Consider the following 20,888-nt stretch of genomic DNA (forward strand, 5'->3'; position numbering starts at 1 on the left):
GTGCTTTGAAAAATCAATTAACACTTATCCCATTTATCTCTTATAAGATAAACTTAAAATCTTTTATACTATCTTTTTAATCCTTAAAAACTATTTTTTTAAGTTATAGAAAGATTTTAATCCACAGTATCTAGCTTGCTCTCCAACCATTTCTTCTATTCTTAATAATTGGTTGTATTTAGCAACTCTATCAGTTCTTGATGGAGCACCAGTTTTTATTTGTCCAGCATTTACTGCAACAGCTAAATCTGCTATAGTAGAATCTTCAGTTTCTCCTGATCTATGAGATATAACAGCAGTGTACCCTGCTCTCTTAGCCATTTCTATTGCATCTAGAGTTTCAGTTATTGTACCTATTTGGTTAACTTTAACTAATATAGAGTTAGCTACTCCATTTTCAATTCCTTTTTCTAATCTTTCTGTATTAGTAACAAATAAGTCATCTCCAACTAATTGTAATTTGTTTCCTAATTTTTCAGTTAATAATTTCCATCCATCCCAATCTTCTTCATCTAAACCATCTTCTATAGTTATTATTGGGAAGTTGTTTGACCAATCTTCATATAAAGCAACCATTTCAGCAGCAGTTAATTCTTTTCCTTCTCCAGCTAAAACGTATTTTTTAGTTTCTTTGTTGTACATTTCTGTAGCAGCAACATCAAGTCCTAACATAACATCTTCTCCTGGCTTATATCCAGCTTTTGTTATAGCTTCAACTATTAATTCTAAAGCTTCTCTGTTTGAACCTAAGTTTGGAGCGAATCCACCTTCGTCACCTACACCACAAGCTAATCCTTTTTCTCCTAAAACTTTCTTTAATGAATGGAATACTTCTGCTCCCATTCTTAAACCTTCTTTAAAGCAACAAGCTCCTACTGGTAATATCATGAACTCTTGAACATCAACGTTATTATCAGCATGTTCTCCACCATTTAATATGTTCATCATTGGAACAGGTAATTGCTTAGCATTTACTCCACCTAAGTATTGGAATAATGGTAAACCTATTTCATCAGCAGCTGCTCTAGCTACTGCCATTGAAACACCTAATATAGCATTAGCTCCTAATTTACCTTTGTTTGGAGTTCCATCTAATTCTATCATCATTGCATCTATAGCTGGTTGGTCAAATGCATCCATTCCTTCGATTTCTGGTGCTATTATTTCATTTACGTTAGCAACAGCTGTTTCTACACCTTTTCCTAAGTATCTTCCTTTGTCTCCATCTCTTAATTCAACAGCTTCAAAAGCTCCTGTAGATGCGCCTGATGGAACTATTGCTCTTCCCATTGCTCCATCTTCTAATACTACTTCAACTTCTACAGTTGGATTTCCTCTTGAGTCTAATACTTCTCTAGCATATACTAATTCAATAACTGACATTTGTATATCTCCCTTCGATTTTTCTATTAGTTAAATTTTCATTTACTGTAAACATCCGTCTACTAGTTTTAATCTACTTATTATATTATAGTACAGAAAGTTATTTTTGAAAATTAGATACAAATTTATTTGATGGGTAAATTTGTAAAAGTTTCTATTTTTATTTTATTTTTTATAATTTTTAACTTATCTATTAGCCAAAATCAATCTTCAATACATAAATATACAGATAAACTTAAAACATGAAACACAAAATTTACAACTAATGATTCTAATAATTTTTGATTTTATAATATATATTAATTATTATTTTTTACATCATTTTACTTAAACTTTATAAAATTCACTTAGACTTAAATACTTTTAAGTTTACTTTATTGTAAGTTACTATTCTACTTATCAATTCAATTTATAAACTTATTAATTCAATTTCTAGCACCTAATTTTGCATATTCAAATTCTTTAGCAAAAATTTCAAATGGCACTAGATTAATAGATAATACTTATTAAGCTTAACTATTTTGAAATAAGTGAATGACCAGTCATTTCTTCTGGTTTTTCTAACTTCATCATATCTAAAACAGTTGGCGCTATATCAGATAATCTTCCTGCGTCTAATAATTTTGCACCTTCAAATTCTTGTCCAACAACCACAAATGGTACTGGATTAATAGAGTGGGCTGTTACAGTCTTTCCTGTTTGTGGGTCTAACATGTATTCAGCATTTCCGTGGTCAGCAGTTATTATTGCGCTTCCACCTAGCTCTATTATTTTATCTACTAATTTTCCTACACAAGTATCTACAGTCTCAACAGCCTTTATAGCTGCTTCAATATTTCCTGTATGACCTACCATGTCAGGGTTTGCAAAGTTTAAAACTATAAAGTCAAACTTATCTTCTCCTAGTTTTTCTAAAGCTTTGTCTGTTAATTCATATGCAGACATCTCTGGTTGTAAGTCGTAAGTTGCAACCTTTGGAGAAGGTATTAATAATCTCTCTTCACCTTTGTTTGGCTCTTCTACTCCACCATTGAAGAAGAAAGTAACATGCGCATATTTTTCAGTTTCAGCAGCTCTTAATTGAGTTTTTCCATTTTTCGCAAGATATTCACCCAGAGTATTAGTTAAAGATTGTGGTCCAAATGCTATATGCACTTCTTTTATAGTTATATCGTACTCTGTTAAACATACAAAGAAGTTTTTAATTTCTTCTCTTTTAAATCCATCAAACTCTTCACTTACTAAAGCTCTTGTTATTTGTCTTGCTCTATCTGGTCTGAAATTGAAGAATATAATTGAATCATTTTCTTTTATACTTCCAACTGCTTTATCATCTTTAACAATAACTGTTGGCATTATAAATTCATCATTTTTTCCATTATCATAAGAGTTTTGAATAGCTTCTTCAATAGAAGTTGCTTTTTCGCCAATACCTCTAGCCATGGCATTGTATGCAAGCTCTACTCTTTCCCATCTCTTATCTCTATCCATTGCATAGTATCTACCAGAAACTGTAGCAAATTCACCTACTCCAATTTCATTCATACTAGCTTGTACTTCCTTAGCATATTCCAATGCGCTTTGAGGGTCAGTATCTCTACCATCAGTAAATGCATGAACATATACTTTTTCTACACCTTTATCTTTTGCCATTTTGATTATAGCTTTAAGATGGTCTATATGTGAATGTACTCCACCATCAGACAAAAGACCCATTACATGAAGAGAATGTTCTTTTGCATTGTCCATAGCTTCACATAAAACTTTATTATTAAAAAAATCACCATCTTTTATAGATTTTGTTATTCTAGTTAAATCTTGATATACAATTCTACCTGCACCTATATTAGTATGGCCAACTTCTGAATTTCCCATTTGACCATCAGGTAGACCAACATCAAGACCACTAGCATTTATTAATGTGTTTGGATATTCTTTCATTATTCTGTCTAAATTAGGAGTTTTGGACTCAGCAATTGCATTTCCCTTAACTTCCTTATTATATCCAAATCCGTCCATAATAATTAAAGCAACTGGTTTTTTCATCATTTCACTCCTTAGAAATTAACAAGGTCTAAATAGTCATTAGCAGCTAAACTAGCTCCACCTACTAAAGCTCCATCTATATCACTTTGACCCATTATTTCAGCTACATTTGAAGGTTTAACACTTCCACCGTATTGTATTCTAACTTCATTAGCTAATTCTCCATATAATCCTTTTATAACTTCTCTTATATAAGATATAACATCATTAGCATCTTCAGCAGTTGCAGTTTTACCAGTTCCAATAGCCCAGATTGGCTCATATGCAACAACTACTTTTGCTAAATCATCTTTAAGAACATTTTCTAAAGCTTTTTCAACTTGAACTTTACAAACATCTTTAGTTTTTCCAGCTTCTCTTTGCTCTAAAGTTTCACCAACACATAGTATTGGGTCTATTTCTACTTCTAAAGCTTTTAAAACTTTTTTGTTTACAGTTTCATCAGTTTCATTGAAGTACTGTCTTCTTTCTGAATGTCCTATTATAACATAGTCCATATTTATTTCTTTTAACATAAGAGGTGAAACTTCTCCTGTAAATGCTCCTTTTTCTTCAAAGTGCATGTTTTGAGCACCTATCTTTATATTTGTACCCTTAGTCGCTTCTTTTAAATCCTTCAATAAAGTAAATGGTGCACATATAACAGCTTCTGCCTTATCAGCATTAACTTTTCCTTTAACTTCATTTACAAATTCTAAAGCTTCTTTTATTGTTTTATGCATTTTCCAATTTCCTGCAATTATAGGTTTTCTCATTTTACAATCTCCTCTATATAGTAGTTTATTTATTATCTAATGCTGCAATACCTGGTAATTCTTTACCTTCTAAAAATTCTAGTGATGCTCCTCCACCTGTTGATACGTGAGTCATCTTATCACCAAATCCTAATTGATTAACTGCTGCTGCACTATCACCACCACCAATTACAGTAGTTGCGTCAGTTAATTCTGCCATAGCTTTGGCTACTGATAGTGTTCCATTTGCAAAGTTTTCAAATTCAAATACTCCCATTGGTCCGTTCCATACTACAGTTTTTGATTCTTTTATGGCTTTTACAAAGTTTGCTATAGTCTTAGGTCCCATATCTAGTCCCATATAATCTTCTTTTACATTAGCATCTTCTGTTACTATTGGAGTTGCATCTGGTGCAAAGTGGTCTGCCATAACAACATCTACTGGCAATAATAAGTTAACGCCTTTTGCCTTAGCTTTTTCCATCATTTCTTTTGCATATTCTACTTTATCTATTTCAAGTAAAGATGTTCCTACTTCATAACCTTGAGCTTTTAAGAATGTATAAGCCATTCCTCCACCTATTATTAGATTATCAACTTTTTCTAATAGTTCATTTATAACAGCTAATTTATCAGAAACTTTAGCTCCCCCAAGTATAGCTGTAAATGGTCTTACAGGATTGGCAACAGCTTCTCCTAAGAATTTTAATTCTTTTTGAATTAAGTATCCGCAAACTCTCTCTTGTAAAAATTCTCCTGCTCCAACTGTTGAACAATGCGCTCTATGAGCAGTTCCAAATGCATCATTTACAAATATTTCAGCAAGTGAAGCTAATTCTTTAGAGTAGTTTTCTTCATTTTTAGTTTCTTCTTTTCTATATCTAGTATTTTCTAATAACACTACATCTCCGTTTTCCATTTTTTCAGTAGCTTTTTTTGCATTTTCTCCTACTACATTATCATCTGCTGCAAATACAACTTCTTTACCTAACATTTCAGATAATCTCTTTGCAACTGGTGCTAAAGATAATTCTGGTTTAGCTTCTCCCTTTGGTTTTCCTAAATGAGAACATAATATAACTTTTGCTCCTTTAGAAATTAAATATTGAATTGTTGGTAAAGCTCCGTTTAATCTATTTTCATCAGTAATTACACCATCTTGTAATGGTACATTAAAGTCACATCTCACTAATACTTTTTTCCCGCACACATCAATATCTTCTATAGTTTTTTTGTTTAGCATTGACATAAATATCTCTCCTTTTAATAAAGTAATTTTTTATTGCCAAGTATAATATAGTACATACTTTTACCCTATTAAATATATCATATTATCATATTTTTATATATAGTATGTAACATTATTTAGGTGTATTTTATATATTTTTTCTTAAAAAAAGTCCAGAGTCCGTAGTGTTAAACTACAAACTCGGACTTTGTCAATCTACTTTTCTATTTTCTAAAAGCTGACTATTTTGCTAATTGTGCAAAGTATCCTAAAGTTCTTATTAATTGAGAAGTATAAGACATTTCATTATCATACCAAGAAACAACTTTAACTAATTGTTTTCCATCTACTTCCATAACTTTTGTTTGAGTAGCGTCAAATAATGAACCGTAGCTTATTCCGATTATATCAGAAGATACTAACATTTCTTCAGTGTATCCGAAAGATTCGTTTGAAGCTTCTTTCATAGCTGCATTTATTTCTTCAACTGTAACATTTTTTCCTAATGTACAAACTAATTCAGTTATTGAACCAGTTACAACTGGTACTCTTTGTGCTGCTCCATCTAATTTTCCTTTTAATGCAGGTATTACTAGACCGATTGCTTTTGCAGCTCCTGTAGTGTTTGGAACTATGTTTCCAGCAGCAGCTCTAGCTCTTCTTAAATCACCTTTTGGATGAGGACCATCTAAAGTATTTTGGTCATTAGTATATGCATGTATAGTAGTCATTAATCCTTTTTCTATACCATATTTATCATTTAATACTTTAGCCATTGGAGCTAAACAGTTAGTTGTACAAGAAGCTCCTGATATAACTGTTTCAGAACCATCTAATATCTCACTGTTTGTGTTGAATACTATTGTTTTTAAATCTCCAGTTGCTGGTGCAGATATAACAACTTTTTTAGCTCCTGCTTGTATGTGAGCTTCTGCTTTATCTTTAGAAGTAAAGAATCCTGTACATTCTAATACTATATCTACTCCTAATTCAGCCCATGGTAGGTCAGCAGGATTTCTTTCTGCTGTTACTTTTATTTCTTTTCCGTTTACTATAAAAGCACCTTCTTTAACTTCTATTTCACCGTTAAATCTTCCTTGAGCTGTATCATATTTAAATAAATGAGCTAACATTTTAGCATCTGTTAAGTCGTTTATTGCAACAACTTCAAACTTATCTTGTTGCTCCATCATTTTTCTTAATGCTAATCTTCCTATTCTTCCAAATCCATTTATAGCTACTTTAACCATTTTCGCTACCTCCTATAAAGTAAATGTATGTTGTCTAGCTCTGTGCTAGTTTTCGACTTTTATAATAATGACAATATCTTATAAGCACTTTCTTCATCTGTTACAAGAACCATGTTTTTATGCATATTTGATATAGCTAATAAGGCTTCTACTTTTTCTGTTCCTGCAAAGATTGCAATAGTTTCTTTTACTTCTTTAACTGTCTCTAAATCAATTCCAACAGTATTTAATTTATAAACTATTTCTCCATCTTTGTTGAAATAATATCCAAATGCTTCTCCAACTGCATTTTTAGATAATATCTCGTTAACTTTATCTTCTGGAAGTTTTCTTCTCTTTGCCATGACATCTGCTCTACCTATGCTGAAAACTAAAATGTCTGTTCTTTTAATATACTCCAAAGTTGTCTTAATCTCTGGCACTTGGCTAAGAGTTTTCATTGCACTCTCGTCCAATTCATCTGGTATATGTAAAAGTTTGCAATTAGAGTGTAATTTCTTACTTACTGAAGCAACTATACTATTAGACTGCATCTCTACATCAGTTCCCATACTTCCTCTAGCTGGCACTATTGTAGAGTTTGGATATCTCTTATCAGTTTTAATAACATTTGAAAACTCTAACATAGTGCTTCCCCCTGTTATTGAAACTATATCTCCATCTTTTAAAATACCTAAGAAATACTCGCATCCATATCTAGTTACATCTTTTAATAAGCTTCCATTTTCATCACAGCTTCCAGGAACTAGTATTACCTTTTTTATTCCAAGCTTTTCTCTGACCCTATCTTGTAACTTAGACAATCCCATGATGTCACTCATGATGTCTTTAAGTTTATCTAATAAATCAGAACCTTCTTTAGTGATAGTCATTCCAGATACAGCAACATCTATAAGTCCTTGTTCTTTTAAAAACTCTGTTTCTGACCTAATTATTCTTTCACTAATTTCTAATACATTTGATAAAGTTCTTCTACCTATTGGTTCACTTAAAGATATTTGTCTTAAAATAGAGTATCTTCTTTCCATAAGTTCAATTGCCTGTGGAATTAGTTTCTTTTGAATTTCTAATAAGTTCTTCATAACATACTCCTTATTGCTTTCCTTTAGGGACTTTTTTTGTCCCTAGTGTTTATTTAAGTCCCACAAGATAATTTTATTTTATAGGATTTGCGTATAGATTTCAATAGTTTTTCAAAAACTTTTTTATTTTTTTGTTTTATAGCAATTTCTCCACCATTTTCAAAGTACAGTATTTTTTATTTTTTATATAATATTTTTTCCATATATTTTTTGGTTTTTATTCTAATATTTTTGACTCAATCTTGTATGTTCTACTCTGCTAGATTCTATATGTCTTTGTTTTTATACTTTATGTTTTTATTTTTATGCTCTTAAAATTAACAATAACAGTTTATTTATCTCTGTATTTTTTTGACTCTAGTTATCGTTCTAATTCCTGATTTTTCCTAATATTTAATTTTATTTCTAATACTTTTCTTTCCAATACTTAAATTCATTTGTATAATGCTCATTTGTGTAATGCTCATTTGTATTTTAATTAGCATTTCCCCTCATTTTACTGATACTTCTTTCTCTTTTCACTAATATTCTTTTCTCTTACTTGAAGACAAAATTCCTAATTCTTCACGATACTTGGCAACTGTTCTTCTTGCAACATTGATTCCTTTTTCTTTTAATAGCTTAGATATATGGTCATCACTTAAAGGTTTCTTTTTATTTTCGTCTTTTATTGTTTCCTTTATAATTTTTTTTATGCTTGTACTAGATGCCATTTCATGATTTTCAGTTTCAATAGCACTACTGAAAAAGTACCTAAATTCATATACTCCAAAAGGTGTCAGCATATATTTCCCATTTACACCTCTACTTATAGTAGATTCATGAAAATCTAATTTTTCTGCTATGTCTTTCATTTTTAAGGGCTTTATATATTTTGTTCCTTTTCTCAAAAACTCATCTTGAGCTTTTACTATTTCTTCTGCAATTTTAAGTACTGTAGTCTTTCTACTTTCTATATTTTTCATAAGCCCTGTTGCCGAATTTAGTCTTTCTTTTATAAATTCTTTTGCACTTTCGTCAGACTGTGAATTTTTTAGTATGTCTTTATAATAACTGTTTATTTTTATTTGATAGGAGTCTTTTTCATTTAAATACACAATAAATTCATCATCAATTTTTTCAACTGTTACATCTGGTTGTATATATACACTTTTTTCTACTGAACAGGTTCTTCCTGGCTTAGGGTCTAATGTTTTAATTATATTTATTAGTTCAACGCATTTTTGTAGTGACATATTGTACTTCTTGCTTATCTCTTTATATTTATTATTTGCAATTAAATTTAAGTCTTTTGTAACGATTTCCTCTAAAATTTCATTATATATTCCTAAGCTTGCCATTTGAATCATCAGACATTCTGAAAGACTTCTTGCACCTACTCCACTAGGTTCCAACTGCTGAACACTAATCAAGCATTTTTCAAAAAGTTCTTCATCTATCTTTAAAGTATCAACAATTACTTTTTCCTCAGTTCTCAAATATCCGTCCTCATCTAAGCTATCAATTATATACTCACAGACTTCCATTTGTTTATCTGTTAGCTTATATAAGCTTATCTGAAACTTCAAATCCTCATATAAATTTGACGAATATTTAACTAAATTTTCTAGATTAACTTCATTGTCAGGGTTATAACTTATTTCTGTTCTATCTAAACGTCTTGATTTTTCCATATCTTTTATATATTCTTCCCAATTTATCTCCCCACTTTTCTCAACTTCGACTAATGGGTTATTCTCTGCTTCCCTTTTAATCTCTTCTTCTAACTCCAACTTACTCATATTTAATATTGATAATGATTGCTTAAGTTGTGTAGTCATGATTAGCTTCTGAGACTGAGTTAACTCTAGACTATTATTAAAATTCATTTTGCTCACCTCTCAATTTTATTAAACTTATTTTATAAAAGAAAAACCCTCCTGTATATGTATATTCTATCATTTAAAATATACCTTATGCAAAAGGGTTTTTTTTATTTACAATTTAATTGATTTTTTTTATTTAATATTTATTTTTTTGTTATTTTTTTTTACTATATGGCGTATTTTGAAGTGGTAGTTCAGTTCTAAACTCTTTATCAAATACATAATAGGCATTTTGCACTGCTGGTGCAGTGGGAACTGTACAAATCTCTCCTACTCCTTTTGCACCATATGCCAATAAATCTTTGTTTTTTTCAACTATTACGGCTTGTATTTCTGGTATATCTGTAGATTTAAATAAGCCTAATGTACCAAATTTAGCTGTAGGTACAGAGTTGACTACTGGGTAATCCTCTGTTAAGGCATATCCAAGACCCATAACAACTCCACCTTCTATTTGCCCCTCTAAACTGATTGGGTTTATAGCTCTTCCTACATCATGTGCTGCTACTACTTTTTCTAATTTTCCATTTTCATCTAGCATTACAACTTGTGTTGCATATCCATAAGCTACATGGCTTACTGGATTTTCTTTATCAGAACCCATTTTGTCTGTAACACTTGCATATTCTCCGTAAAATTCTTCTCCCTCTAAATCAGATAATGCTTTTCCAGTTGCTAAAGCTTCTTTTAATTTAATTGCTGCAACCTTAGTAGCCTCCCCTGTAAATACTGTCTGTCTTGAAGCTGTAGTATTACCAGAATCTGGTGTCAAGTGAGTATCTGGAACTTCATGCACTATGTTTTCAGGTAGTAAATTTGCAGTTTCACAAACTACTTGAGTCATAACCGTACCAAGACCTTGACCTATACAAGAGGCACTTGTTCTTATATGAACTTTACCATCTTTTATTACCAGTCTACATCTTCCCACATCAGGTATCCCAACTCCTACACCACTATTTTTCATTGCACAAGCTATACCTGCACGTGGGTGTTTTTCATACTCTTCTTTTACAGCTTCTAATGTTTCTGCCATTGCTGTTCCTTCATCTGCAAATTGACCATTTGGTAAAACTTGACCAGGTCTTATTGCATTTTTATATCTTATTTCCCAAGGTGATATTCCAGCCATTTCAGCAAGTAAATTTAGATTACATTCTGTAGCAAAACAGCTTTGTGTAACTCCAAAACCTCTAAATGCTCCTCCAGGAGGATTATTAGTATATACTGCTGTTCCAGTTATATCAATATCCTGATAATTGTATGGTCCTGCTGCATGAGTACATAATCTTTGCAATACTGGTCCTCCAAGAGATGCATAAGCACCTGTATCAGATATTATAGTTGCTTTCATACCTGTTAGATATCCATTTTCATCACATGCTGTTGTAAATTCCATTTCTGTAGCATGTCTTTTTGGATGAACAATTATACTTTCTTTTCTAGTAAGCTGTACTTTTACAAATCTCTTTGTGTGGTATGCAAGTAAGGCTGCATGGTGTTGAACACTCATATCTTCTTTTCCACCAAATCCGCCTCCTACCATCTTATTTATCACTCTTACTTTTTCATGTGGTAATCCTAACATATCTGCACATTCATGTTGAGTAGCAAACACACCTTGGTCTGTTGAGTAAATTATTACTCCATCTTCTTCATAAGGACCTGCTACTGCACATTCAGGTTCTAAAAATGCATGTTCTGTTGCAGGTGTAGTGTATTTTTTAGTTACAACGTATTTTGAGTTCCTTATTTTTTCTTCAGCATTTCCTCTTACTAAATGTTCCTTAACAAGTACATTACCTGTTTCATGTATATTTGGAGCATCTTCTTTAAGAGCCTCTGCTGTAGTACTTAAAGGTGTCAATTCTTCATAATCTATCTTAACTAGTTTTTTCGCTTCTTCTAATGCTTCTCTAGTTTCTGCTGCTACTAAAACTATTCCATCTCCTAAGTATCTAGTTATTTCACCTTCTGGAATTAAAGTATCCCAATCTTTCTTTAAGTGACCTACTTTTATAGTTCCTGGAATATCTTTAGCTGTAAGAACTGCAACAACTCCTGGGTAAGCTTTTGCTTCTTCTATATCTATCTTTTTAACTAATGCTCTTGGATATTTAGCTCTAACTGCTGAACCATAAATCATACCTTCTAATCTTATATCATCTACATATTCAGAGTATCCAAGTGTTTTGCCTACTGCATCAACTCTATGAAGACTTTCACCAACTAGACCTTTGCAGTTTACTTTTGGGACATCTATATCTTCTCTAAATATCTTTGCTGCCAAACTCACAGCTTTAATTATTTTTACATAACCTGTACATCTACATATATTACCTTTTAAAGCTTTTTTTATGTCATCTTCAGTAGGATTATTATTAACGTCTATAAGCGCTTTTGAACTAATTACCATACCTGGGATGCAAAATCCACATTGAACAGCTCCTTGGCTGGCAAAAGAATATGCAAAAACATCTCTTTCTCTTTCTGATAATCCTTCTATAGTTGTTATATTTTTCCCAGCTAATTTATCAGTTTTAAATACACATGCTTTAGTTGCTTTACCATCTATTATGACCATACAAGTTCCGCAAGCACCTTCTGAACATCCATTTTTAACTGAAGTTATATTCATATCTTCTCTAAGGAAGTCTAAAAGTTTTTTGCCTTCTTTTGCAACAACTTTCTCTCCATTTAATATAAATTCTACCATTCTCTAGCCCCCTCTGTTAGACGCCTTTTTATATATCTCCCACTTGGAGTATTACAAATTAATTCTCCCTCTCTAACAACTTCTTTTCCTCTTAAATAAACATGTTCTATTTGACAATTTACTTCATAACCTTCATAAGGCGTATAATCTACATTTTGTAATTGTTTTTTTGCTTCTATTTTAGATTTTTTATTTGGATTTAAAACTAATATATCTGCATCACTACCTATTTCTATAGTTCCTTTTTCAGGATACATTCCAAATAGTTTGGCGGCATTAGTCGATGTTACTTCTACCATCTTGTTGATAGATATTTTATTTTTACAGACTCCATATGTGTATAAAAGACTCATCCTATGTTCCACCCCTGGCGAACCATTAGGAATTTTACTGAAATCGTTTATTCCAAGTTCCTTTTGCCCCCTATAATTAAAAGAACAGTGGTCTGTACCTATAGTATCTATTTGATTATTTAAAATAGCATTCCATAAAATTTCATTATTTTCTTTATCCCTTAAAGGTGGTGACATTACATATTTAGCACTTTCAAATCCTTCTAAATCATATAATTCATCACTTAATAGAAGGTATTGAGGACAAGTTTCAACTATCACATCTACTCCTCTTTGTTTAGCTTTTAGAACTTCTTCCAAAGATTCTTTACAACTTAGGTGAACAACGTACACCTTAGAATTTGCCACTTCTGCTATCTTCATCAGTCTTGAAGTTGCTTCTGCTTCTAATATAGCTGGTCTAGTTAATTGATGATATTTTGGAGATAGATTATTTTCTGCTTTTGCTTTATCCACAAGTTCACATATTATATCCCCATTTTCACAATGGAATCCAATAATCCCTCCTACCTCTTCTGCTTTTCTCAAAGCTTCAAAGATGACACCATCATCAACTTGAAGGCTTCCTTTATATGCCATATACAATTTAAATGAAGATACTCCCTCTTTCACCATGTCTTCCATTTCATTACAAACTGAAGCATTCCAATCTGTTATAGCCATGTGAAAACCATAGTCTGAATAAGATTTATCTCTAGCTTTTTCATGCCATTCATCTAATCCTTCTTTTAAAGAACAACCTCTAGATTGTGTAGCAAAATCTAAGATAGTAGTAGTACCTCCAGCTATTGCAGCTTTTGTTCCTGTTTCAAAATTATCTGCTGTCTTAGTAGTTCCTGTATCTAAATCAAAGTGAGTGTGTGTATCTATACCTCCTGGTATAATATAAGAATCACTAACATCAACTACTTCATCATTTTCTTTTGATATATCAACACCTATATCAACTATTTTCTCATTTTCTATTCTTACATCTGCACAGTAAGTTTTTTCACTTGTTACTACTTTCCCACCTTTTAAAACAATTCCCATATAGACTCCACCTTACTTATAACGTATCAATTTATTTTATCTGAAGAAATTAACTTAAAGTAATTTGATTAGAGCACTTATACACAGTAAATTTATATTTAGATTAAACCATTATTTAATTAAATTAATATTTAATTAAAATGATATTTAATTAAACTAATGTTTAGTTAAATCAACGTCATAAGATTATTAACTTCACGTTGTATTATTAATGTATAAACTTGCTTATCTAATATATTTTATTATCTTAATATATTTATTACTCTAAGTTAATTACTAAAATTCTATATAATTATTATTCATTAACAGCTTCTACTTGATTGTAGCAAATACTTAAAGCACCTTTTGGACATCTAGTTACACATAATCCACAACCAAAGCACTTATCCACATCTATATTTAATTTATCTGTCACTTCTAAAGCTTCATATACACAGCTTGTTACACATTGTTTACATTTGATACACTTATTATCATCTACAACTGGAGCCACTGCATGAGTTCTAAATCCTCTAGCTGCCATTTTCTTATGAGTTAATCCTTTGATTTCATTAACATCAGCATATCCATTTTCATCTAAGAAATCATTTAATTCTTTAGCAATTTTTCCATATATAGAAGGCCCTTTAAGGATTGCTTCTGTACATACTTGAACAGCACTTGCTCCTGCCATCATCATTTCAGCTACATCTTTTCCACAAGTTATTCCACCAACACCTATAATTGGTATATTTACAACTTGAGAAGCTTCATATATACATCTTATTGCTAATGGTCTTATAGGAGCTCCTGATAACCATCCATATCCTGCTTTACTTCCCATTATAGGGTATCCTGTGTTTACATCTATTGCCATACATGGTCCAAATGAGTTTATCATTACAAGTCCATCTGCTCCTGCTTCTTCAACAGCTTTTGCAATAGTTTGAATATCAGTATGAGGACTCATTTTCATAAATACTGGTACATCTAAAACAGCTTTTGCAGCTTTTAAAGCATTTACTATTGGAGCAACATCTGTGCCTACATAATGAGTTGATAATTCAACTGCATCTGCGTAAGGTTTTACTAAAGGTGCAACCTCAGCTATTTGTTCTGCTGAATATCCCATACTTACTATTACTGGAAGACCTGCTGCTTTTACTTTTTTGTATTCTTCTTCTATCCATTGTTCTTTTGGAAGCTCTGACCATAATTCTGTATTTAAGAAACCACTGTTAGTTTTTGCCATACATGGTCTTGGTACATCTGCTGGTAACACAGATATAGTTTTTGTACATATAGCTCCTGCTCCACCTTTTGCTGCCTCTTGACAGAGATCACCATCTTTTGCTCCAGGACCTGCTGCTGTCATAACTGGATTTAAGAATTCCATTCCATATAAATTAACTTTTAAATTAGCCATATTATTATCTCTCCCTTAATTAAATATATTTTTTTAATATTTAGCTTAGATACTCTTTTATATATGTTGCTTTTCATTTATTTCTTCCTATTTTGCTTCTTCAGTCTTAGGAGCTTTTTCCTTTTTTGAACCTAATTCATTGAAGAAGATATTCAAAAGTACTGCTGATAAACTTCCTGTTGTTATTCCACTGTGGAATATCGTTTGCACCCAAGTTGGAAAATTATGATAGAAATCAGGATTTGTCAGTGGTATCATAGACAACCCAACACTAACTGCTACTATCACTCCATTTTTAGTTCCATCAAATTTTACTTTACTTAGAGTTTTTACTCCTCCAACCATTACCATTCCAAACATTGCAAATCCTACTCCACCAAGAACAGGCTTAGGTATTGCTCCTATTATTGCTGCAAACTTTGGTAAGAAACCAAGTACTAGCAATATTACCCCTGCATAAACTGCAATAAATCTTGATTTTATACCTGTAAGTCCAACAATTCCTGTATTTTGACCAAATGGAGTTATTGGAAATGAATTGAATATTCCAGATAAAGCTGTAGATATTCCATCTCCAAATAGACCTCTTTTAATATTTTTACCAGTTACCTCTTTGTCTACCATTTCGTGAATAGCTATCATATTACCAACTGATTCTGTCATAAGTACTAACATAATTAAGCATAATGATAATATTGCAGATGGTTCAAATCTAGGCATTCCAAATTTTAAAGGTACATTTAAGTTAAGCCAACCAACTCCACTTACTGCACTAAAATCAGCCATTCCAACTGCCATAGAAAGTAATGTACCAAGTACTATACCTACCAATATCGCTGTACTATTCCAAATTCCTTTTAAGAACTTAAATGAAAGTAAAGTTATCGCCAATACTGCTAAAGCTAATGCTAATGAGTTTGGTTCAACCGCTTCCAATTTGTTGTCAGTTATCCACTTTATCCCAACTGGGAATAGTGAAATACCTATTACCATAACAACTGTTCCAGTAACTACGCTAGGGAAGAATCTTATTAGTTTTTCAAATACTGGAGCAAGTAATATACAAAACAGTCCAGCTACTATTACAGAGCCAAATACTGTCTGTATTGCAACTTGAGAATCACTATATGATGAGGCTATTGCTGTCATACCTGCCACAGCGGCAAAACTAGTTCCTTCAATTACTGGTATTTTAGCGCCTACAATATTTCCTATACCAACACTTTGTATGAGTGTTCCTATACCTGCCATAAACAAGCAAGCATTTATTAAAAAAACAATACTAGCATGATCTAGTCGTGCAGCAGTTCCTATCATCATAGGAACTGCTACCGCTCCTGCACACATTGCTAAAACGTGCTGTAGTGAAAATACCCAGGATTTGGATACAGGTAACCTTTCATCTACTGGAGCTATTTTAGGGCTTTCATTTTGAGACATGTTGGGTCTCCCTTCTATATTTAGTTTAATATTCTATTCCATATATTTTTTATCTATATACTTCATTTAAATTCTACTTTTGTCTAAGTTTTATTTTTAACACTTATATTCTTGTCTCTTACTTGTATGTCATTATCAATTATTTAGATTCTATTCCATAGGTTCTGACTTAGTTCTCTACTCTTAGCTAGAATACTTTCTTCATCAATGTTTACCAATTTTCTGTCTTTCATAAGTACTTTTCCATTTATAATAGTTGTATCCACGCTTCTTCCACTCATTCCAAATATGATGTGTCCCCCTATTGTGTTTTCTGTCAATGGAGTATGTGGTGTATAATCAACTACTATGACATCCGCATAAGCACCTTTTTTAAGTATGCCTAGGTCATTTTTATAATAAGCCTTTGCTATTTTTTTATTGTTATCAAATAACATTGTTTGTGATTCTCCAAATCCAACTCTTGGGTCACTTAAGTGGTGTTTATGAATTATATTAGCAACCTTTAACGATTCAAACATATCACTAGTGTATCCGTCAGTTCCTAGACCTACTGTAACACCTCTTTTTAGTAATTCTATTGCAGGAGAACATCCAACTGCATTTCCCATATTAGATTCTGGATTATGAACTACAAATGTATTTGTTTTATTTAAAAGATTAATTTCATCTGTACTTATATATATACAATGAACTGCTATAGTCTTTTCTTTTAGAACACCAAAATCATTAAATCTTTCTAAAACTCTTTTTCCATATTTATCTACATTATATTGTAAGTCTGCTAATCCTTCAGCAACATGTACATGATAACCTGTATCAAGACCAGCCATTTCTGAGGCACACTTATTTAATGTATCATCAGACAATGTAAATGCAGCATGAAGACCAAACATTCCCTTTATCATGTCTGTATCATCTTTTTGAGCATATTTTATGAAATTTACATTTTCATTGATACCTTGTTGTATTGTATCTCCACCATCTCTATCAGATACCTCATAACAAAGGCATGTTCTTATTCCCAAATCTTTTGCAACATCTGATATTGTAAATAAACTACCTTCAATTGCATTTGGACTTGCATGATGGTCATAAACTGTTGTGACACCATTTTTTATACATTCTATATAAGTTGCATATGCACTGTATTTTGTATCTTCTAGTGTAAGTTGTTTATCAAGTCTCCACCATAAATTGTTTAATATTTCTAAAAAATTTTCAGATGGTTTTCCTGGAACTGCCATACCTCTAGCAAATGAACTGTATATATGCATATGTGAATTTATTAGACCAGGCATGATTATCTTCTTGCCTGCATCTATAAATTCATGTCCTGGATATTTCGCTTTCATTTCCTCAGTAGTACCTATACCTTCAATCAGATTGTCATTTATTACAACACATCCATCTTCCATATAGGGATTTAAAGAATCTTGGCTTATTAGCCTCCCATTCCCCACTAAAATCATAAATTTATTCCTCCTTAAAGCTAAGATTTAATTTTTAAGTACTTTTCCTGCTTTAATTTTATTGTATTTTCCTTCTTCAACAACACAATTTCCATTTATAATTACATAATCTATACCTGTCGGATATTGCATGGAATTAATAAAATCATCACATCCACTAACAGTATCCTTGTCAAATATAACTAAGTCTGCAAAATATCCTTCTTTTAGTTCACCTCTATCTTTTATACTAAAGCTTACTGCTGCTTTTTTAGTCATTTTATAAACAGCTTCTTCAACTGTTAGTACATTTAATTCTCTAACATATCTTCCTAGTATTTTAGGGAAAGAACCATATGCTCTTGGATGTGGCTTACCTGCTAAAAGACCATCTGTACATACATTTTGCTCGTCTCTTTTCATAAAACCTATTATATGTTCTTCCAAGCCATAGAAATCTACCATTCCAACTGCATTTTCTTCTTCTTTCAATAAATCAAACGTTGCATCTAACGGGTCTTTACCTCTCATCTTTCCAATTTCTAGTAGGCTCTTACCAATTGTATCTTGATTTTTTTCTGTCTTTACACTTGTTACAAAGATTTGGTCTATTCCAGCAAATTCTATAAAGTTATCCCAACCTTCGATTCCATTTGCTATATCTTTTTTCATTTTTGCTCTTTCGTTTTCATCATTTAATCTTTCTATTAATTTATCAGTTCCTCCTGAATGTGCCCATGGAGGTAAAACTACTCCAAGCATTGTACTTCCAGCTGCATAAGGATATTGGTCAAATGATACTCTTATACCTTCTTTTTCTGCTTTTTCTAAAAGTTCTATAACTTGAGGTATATACTTCCAATTTGATTTACCACAAACCTTAAAGTGTGAGAAGTGAACTTTTACTCCTGATTGCTTTCCAATTTCTATAATTTCTTCCATTGATGTTAAAATTGTATCTGCTTCACTTCTTTGATGAACCACAAATACTCCATCGTATTTTGCTACTACTTTACACATCTCTATAATTTCTTCTGTCAATGAATACGCACAAGGTATATATATAAGTCCAGTTGATAATCCTATAGCTCCTGCCTTTAATTCTCTTTCTGTGATTTCACACATCTTTTGAATTTCCTCTTTAGTGGCAGGTCTATCTTCAAGCCCCATTGCTTCCATTCTTACATTTCCATGAGGTACTAAATAAGTTTCATTTAACCCTACCCCATTTTCATCCATCATTTTTAAATAGTTTTCTGTTGTTTCATATTTCCAATCAATTTCATCACTTTCACCATCTAGGCCTGCTAAATTTTTTCTCCAAGAAGATATATGCTCTTGAGGTAGAGGGGCCATAGATATTCCATCTTGGCCCAACACTTCTGTTGTAATTCCCTGTCTAATCTTTACCTCATTATATGGATTAACCAAAATCACTAGGTCTGAATGGCTATGAGTATCTATGAAACCTGGACATATAACTCTACCTTTTGCATCTATAACTTTGTCAGCTTCTTCGTTTAAATCCTGTGATATTTTTAATATTTTTTCGTTTTCTATTAAAATATCCCCTTCATATGCTGGTGTTTTATTTCCATCTACTATAAGCCCATGTTTTATTAAAGTTCTCACAAAACCATCTCCTAATTATTTTTTATAAACTGATTTTAATATTCCATAATATCCTTCTGCACCTTTGAATAATTGGTCTAACTCTATATGTTCATCTATTGTATGAGCAAGATTTTCTTTAGAAGGACCAAATCCTATAGTTCTTATCCCAGCCTCACCTGCATAATGGCTTCCATTTGTACAGAATGAGTATTGAGTTATTTCTGAATCTATTCCAGCTTCTTTTAATCCCTTATATGCTGCTTGAACAAATTCATCATCTTCATCATATAACCAACCTGGGAAGAATCTTTCACTTTCTATAGTATTTCCTGTATAACAGTCAGCTTTTTCAGATGCATAAGAAACTTTTGCATTTAATTCTGAGTCTTCTTTCATCATTTCATCTAATAAGGCTTGTATTGGAGCTAGTACTCCTTCTCTTGTTTCTCCAACTAATAATCTTCTATCAAAAGTAGCTTTGCAATAATCTGGCACCACTGATGCACCTGGATATGGAGAAGATTTTATATCTGTTAAAACTAATATTCCATCACCTAAAACTGGATGAGTTGGAGGTACTAATTGTTGTATTCTTTGAATTACATTAGCCATTTTATAAACTGCATTTATACCTTTTTCTGGGTTAGCAGAGTGAGCTGGTTTACCAAAAGTTTCTACAACTATTTCTCCTCTACCTCTTTGACCAATCTTTAAGTTTAGTTCTGAAGATTCTCCGATTACAACATAATCAGGTTTAACAGCTTTACTTATTTCTCTAGCTGAAACTCCTTCAAATATTTCTTCATGAACAACTCCTGCTACATATAATTCACCTTCGAAGTCTTTATTAGTATCTTCTGCAAAGTATGAAACAGCCGCCATCATAGCACTTACTTGACCCTTCATATCAGAAGTTCCTCTACCATATATTTTTCCATCTACTATTCTTGCTTCAAAAGGAGGAACACTCCACTTACTTGCATCTGGAACTGGAACTGTATCTATATGCCCATCAAATAATATTTTTTTCCCTGGTTTGTTTCCTTTTATGCATCCTATTATATTTCCATATCTATCTCTTGACCAGCTGTCAAAACCTAGCATAGCAAAATTTTCTTCAATTGCCTTTACTACATTTTCTTCTTGACCTGAATAACTAGCATTTCTTATTAAATCTTGGCATACTTCAGTTAATTGTTTTTTTCTTGTTTCATTTAACATTTTGATATTCCCCCATATAATTTTTAATTTATTGATGTTTCACTTTATTTATTGGTATTTTACTTATT

14 protein-coding genes are annotated in these 20,888 nt (G+C 31.8%); all 14 read right to left on the minus strand.

Annotated elements, in window-relative coordinates:
- Positions 1–90: 90 nt before the first annotated feature.
- The 14 genes from eno to IC219_RS14475 all read right to left on the minus strand — a co-directional run bounded on the left by eno (position 91) and on the right by IC219_RS14475 (position 20,820).
- Entirely contained in the window at positions 91–1,383 is a 1,293-nt protein-coding gene (gene eno / locus IC219_RS14410; protein ID WP_227433777.1) for a phosphopyruvate hydratase, read from the minus strand.
- Positions 1,384–1,899: 516 nt separating this feature from the next.
- A complete protein-coding gene (gene gpmI, locus IC219_RS14415; protein WP_413926637.1) occupies positions 1,900–3,429 on the minus strand; it encodes a 2,3-bisphosphoglycerate-independent phosphoglycerate mutase in 1,530 nt (509 codons plus the stop codon).
- A gap of 11 nt (positions 3,430–3,440) precedes the next feature.
- Positions 3,441–4,184, minus strand: coding sequence for a triose-phosphate isomerase (gene tpiA, locus IC219_RS14420; RefSeq protein ID WP_227831561.1), 744 nt, complete (start codon positions 4,182–4,184; stop codon positions 3,441–3,443).
- 25 nt (positions 4,185–4,209) lie between these two features.
- Complete coding sequence (locus IC219_RS14425; protein ID WP_227481909.1) at positions 4,210–5,412, minus strand: phosphoglycerate kinase; 1,203 nt, start codon at positions 5,410–5,412, stop codon at positions 4,210–4,212.
- A 221-nt stretch (positions 5,413–5,633) separates the two neighbouring features.
- Complete coding sequence (gene gap / locus IC219_RS14430; protein WP_227831560.1) at positions 5,634–6,641, minus strand: type I glyceraldehyde-3-phosphate dehydrogenase; 1,008 nt, start codon at positions 6,639–6,641, stop codon at positions 5,634–5,636.
- A 59-nt stretch (positions 6,642–6,700) separates the two neighbouring features.
- On the minus strand, positions 6,701–7,723 hold the full coding sequence (locus tag IC219_RS14435) for a sugar-binding transcriptional regulator (RefSeq protein WP_227433772.1): 1,023 nt from the start codon (positions 7,721–7,723) through the stop codon (positions 6,701–6,703).
- Between the two features lie 521 nt (positions 7,724–8,244).
- Complete coding sequence (rpoN, locus tag IC219_RS14440; protein WP_227433771.1) at positions 8,245–9,591, minus strand: RNA polymerase factor sigma-54; 1,347 nt, start codon at positions 9,589–9,591, stop codon at positions 8,245–8,247.
- Between the two features lie 151 nt (positions 9,592–9,742).
- A complete protein-coding gene (xdh, locus tag IC219_RS14445; protein WP_227831559.1) occupies positions 9,743–12,304 on the minus strand; it encodes a selenium-dependent xanthine dehydrogenase in 2,562 nt (853 codons plus the stop codon).
- Positions 12,298–13,689, minus strand: coding sequence for a dihydropyrimidinase (gene hydA / locus IC219_RS14450; RefSeq protein ID WP_227481906.1), 1,392 nt, complete (start codon positions 13,687–13,689; stop codon positions 12,298–12,300). Before hydA ends, xdh begins: the two co-directional genes overlap by 7 nt.
- A gap of 295 nt (positions 13,690–13,984) precedes the next feature.
- Entirely contained in the window at positions 13,985–15,094 is a 1,110-nt protein-coding gene (locus IC219_RS14455; RefSeq protein WP_227433768.1) for a 4Fe-4S binding protein, read from the minus strand.
- A gap of 87 nt (positions 15,095–15,181) precedes the next feature.
- Positions 15,182–16,534: a nucleobase:cation symporter-2 family protein gene (locus IC219_RS14460; protein WP_227831558.1), complete on the minus strand. Its 1,353-nt coding sequence runs from the start codon at positions 16,532–16,534 to the stop codon at positions 15,182–15,184.
- Positions 16,535–16,677: 143 nt separating this feature from the next.
- The gene (ssnA, locus tag IC219_RS14465) at positions 16,678–18,006 is read right to left on the minus strand and encodes a putative aminohydrolase SsnA (RefSeq protein ID WP_227831557.1); all 1,329 of its coding nucleotides are present in this window, start codon (positions 18,004–18,006) and stop codon (positions 16,678–16,680) included.
- A gap of 27 nt (positions 18,007–18,033) precedes the next feature.
- On the minus strand, positions 18,034–19,617 hold the full coding sequence (locus IC219_RS14470) for a D-aminoacylase (protein WP_227831556.1): 1,584 nt from the start codon (positions 19,615–19,617) through the stop codon (positions 18,034–18,036).
- Between the two features lie 15 nt (positions 19,618–19,632).
- On the minus strand, positions 19,633–20,820 hold the full coding sequence (locus tag IC219_RS14475) for a YgeY family selenium metabolism-linked hydrolase (protein WP_227831555.1): 1,188 nt from the start codon (positions 20,818–20,820) through the stop codon (positions 19,633–19,635).
- Positions 20,821–20,888 lie beyond the last annotated feature (68 nt).

The sequence above is a fragment of the Clostridioides sp. ES-W-0018-02 genome (genome assembly GCF_020658175.1).
Classification (GTDB): domain Bacteria; phylum Bacillota; class Clostridia; order Peptostreptococcales; family Peptostreptococcaceae; genus Clostridioides.

Bases quoted from the DNA above. Each gene is read 5' to 3' on its own strand.
- eno (WP_227433777.1), bottom strand. From the start codon at position 1,383: ATGTCAGTTATTGAATTAGTATATGCTAGAGAAGTATTAGACTCAAGA.
- gpmI (WP_413926637.1), bottom strand. From the start codon at position 3,429: ATGAAAAAACCAGTTGCTTTAATTATTATGGACGGATTTGGATATAAT.
- tpiA (WP_227831561.1), bottom strand. From the start codon at position 4,184: ATGAGAAAACCTATAATTGCAGGAAATTGGAAAATGCATAAAACAATA.
- IC219_RS14425 (WP_227481909.1), bottom strand. From the start codon at position 5,412: ATGTCAATGCTAAACAAAAAAACTATAGAAGATATTGATGTGTGCGGG.
- gap (WP_227831560.1), bottom strand. From the start codon at position 6,641: ATGGTTAAAGTAGCTATAAATGGATTTGGAAGAATAGGAAGATTAGCA.
- IC219_RS14435 (WP_227433772.1), bottom strand. From the start codon at position 7,723: ATGAAGAACTTATTAGAAATTCAAAAGAAACTAATTCCACAGGCAATT.
- rpoN (WP_227433771.1), bottom strand. From the start codon at position 9,591: ATGAATTTTAATAATAGTCTAGAGTTAACTCAGTCTCAGAAGCTAATC.
- xdh (WP_227831559.1), bottom strand. From the start codon at position 12,304: ATGGTAGAATTTATATTAAATGGAGAGAAAGTTGTTGCAAAAGAAGGC.
- hydA (WP_227481906.1), bottom strand. From the start codon at position 13,689: ATGGGAATTGTTTTAAAAGGTGGGAAAGTAGTAACAAGTGAAAAAACT.
- IC219_RS14455 (WP_227433768.1), bottom strand. From the start codon at position 15,094: ATGGCTAATTTAAAAGTTAATTTATATGGAATGGAATTCTTAAATCCA.
- IC219_RS14460 (WP_227831558.1), bottom strand. From the start codon at position 16,534: ATGTCTCAAAATGAAAGCCCTAAAATAGCTCCAGTAGATGAAAGGTTA.
- ssnA (WP_227831557.1), bottom strand. From the start codon at position 18,006: ATGATTTTAGTGGGGAATGGGAGGCTAATAAGCCAAGATTCTTTAAAT.
- IC219_RS14475 (WP_227831555.1), bottom strand. From the start codon at position 20,820: ATGTTAAATGAAACAAGAAAAAAACAATTAACTGAAGTATGCCAAGAT.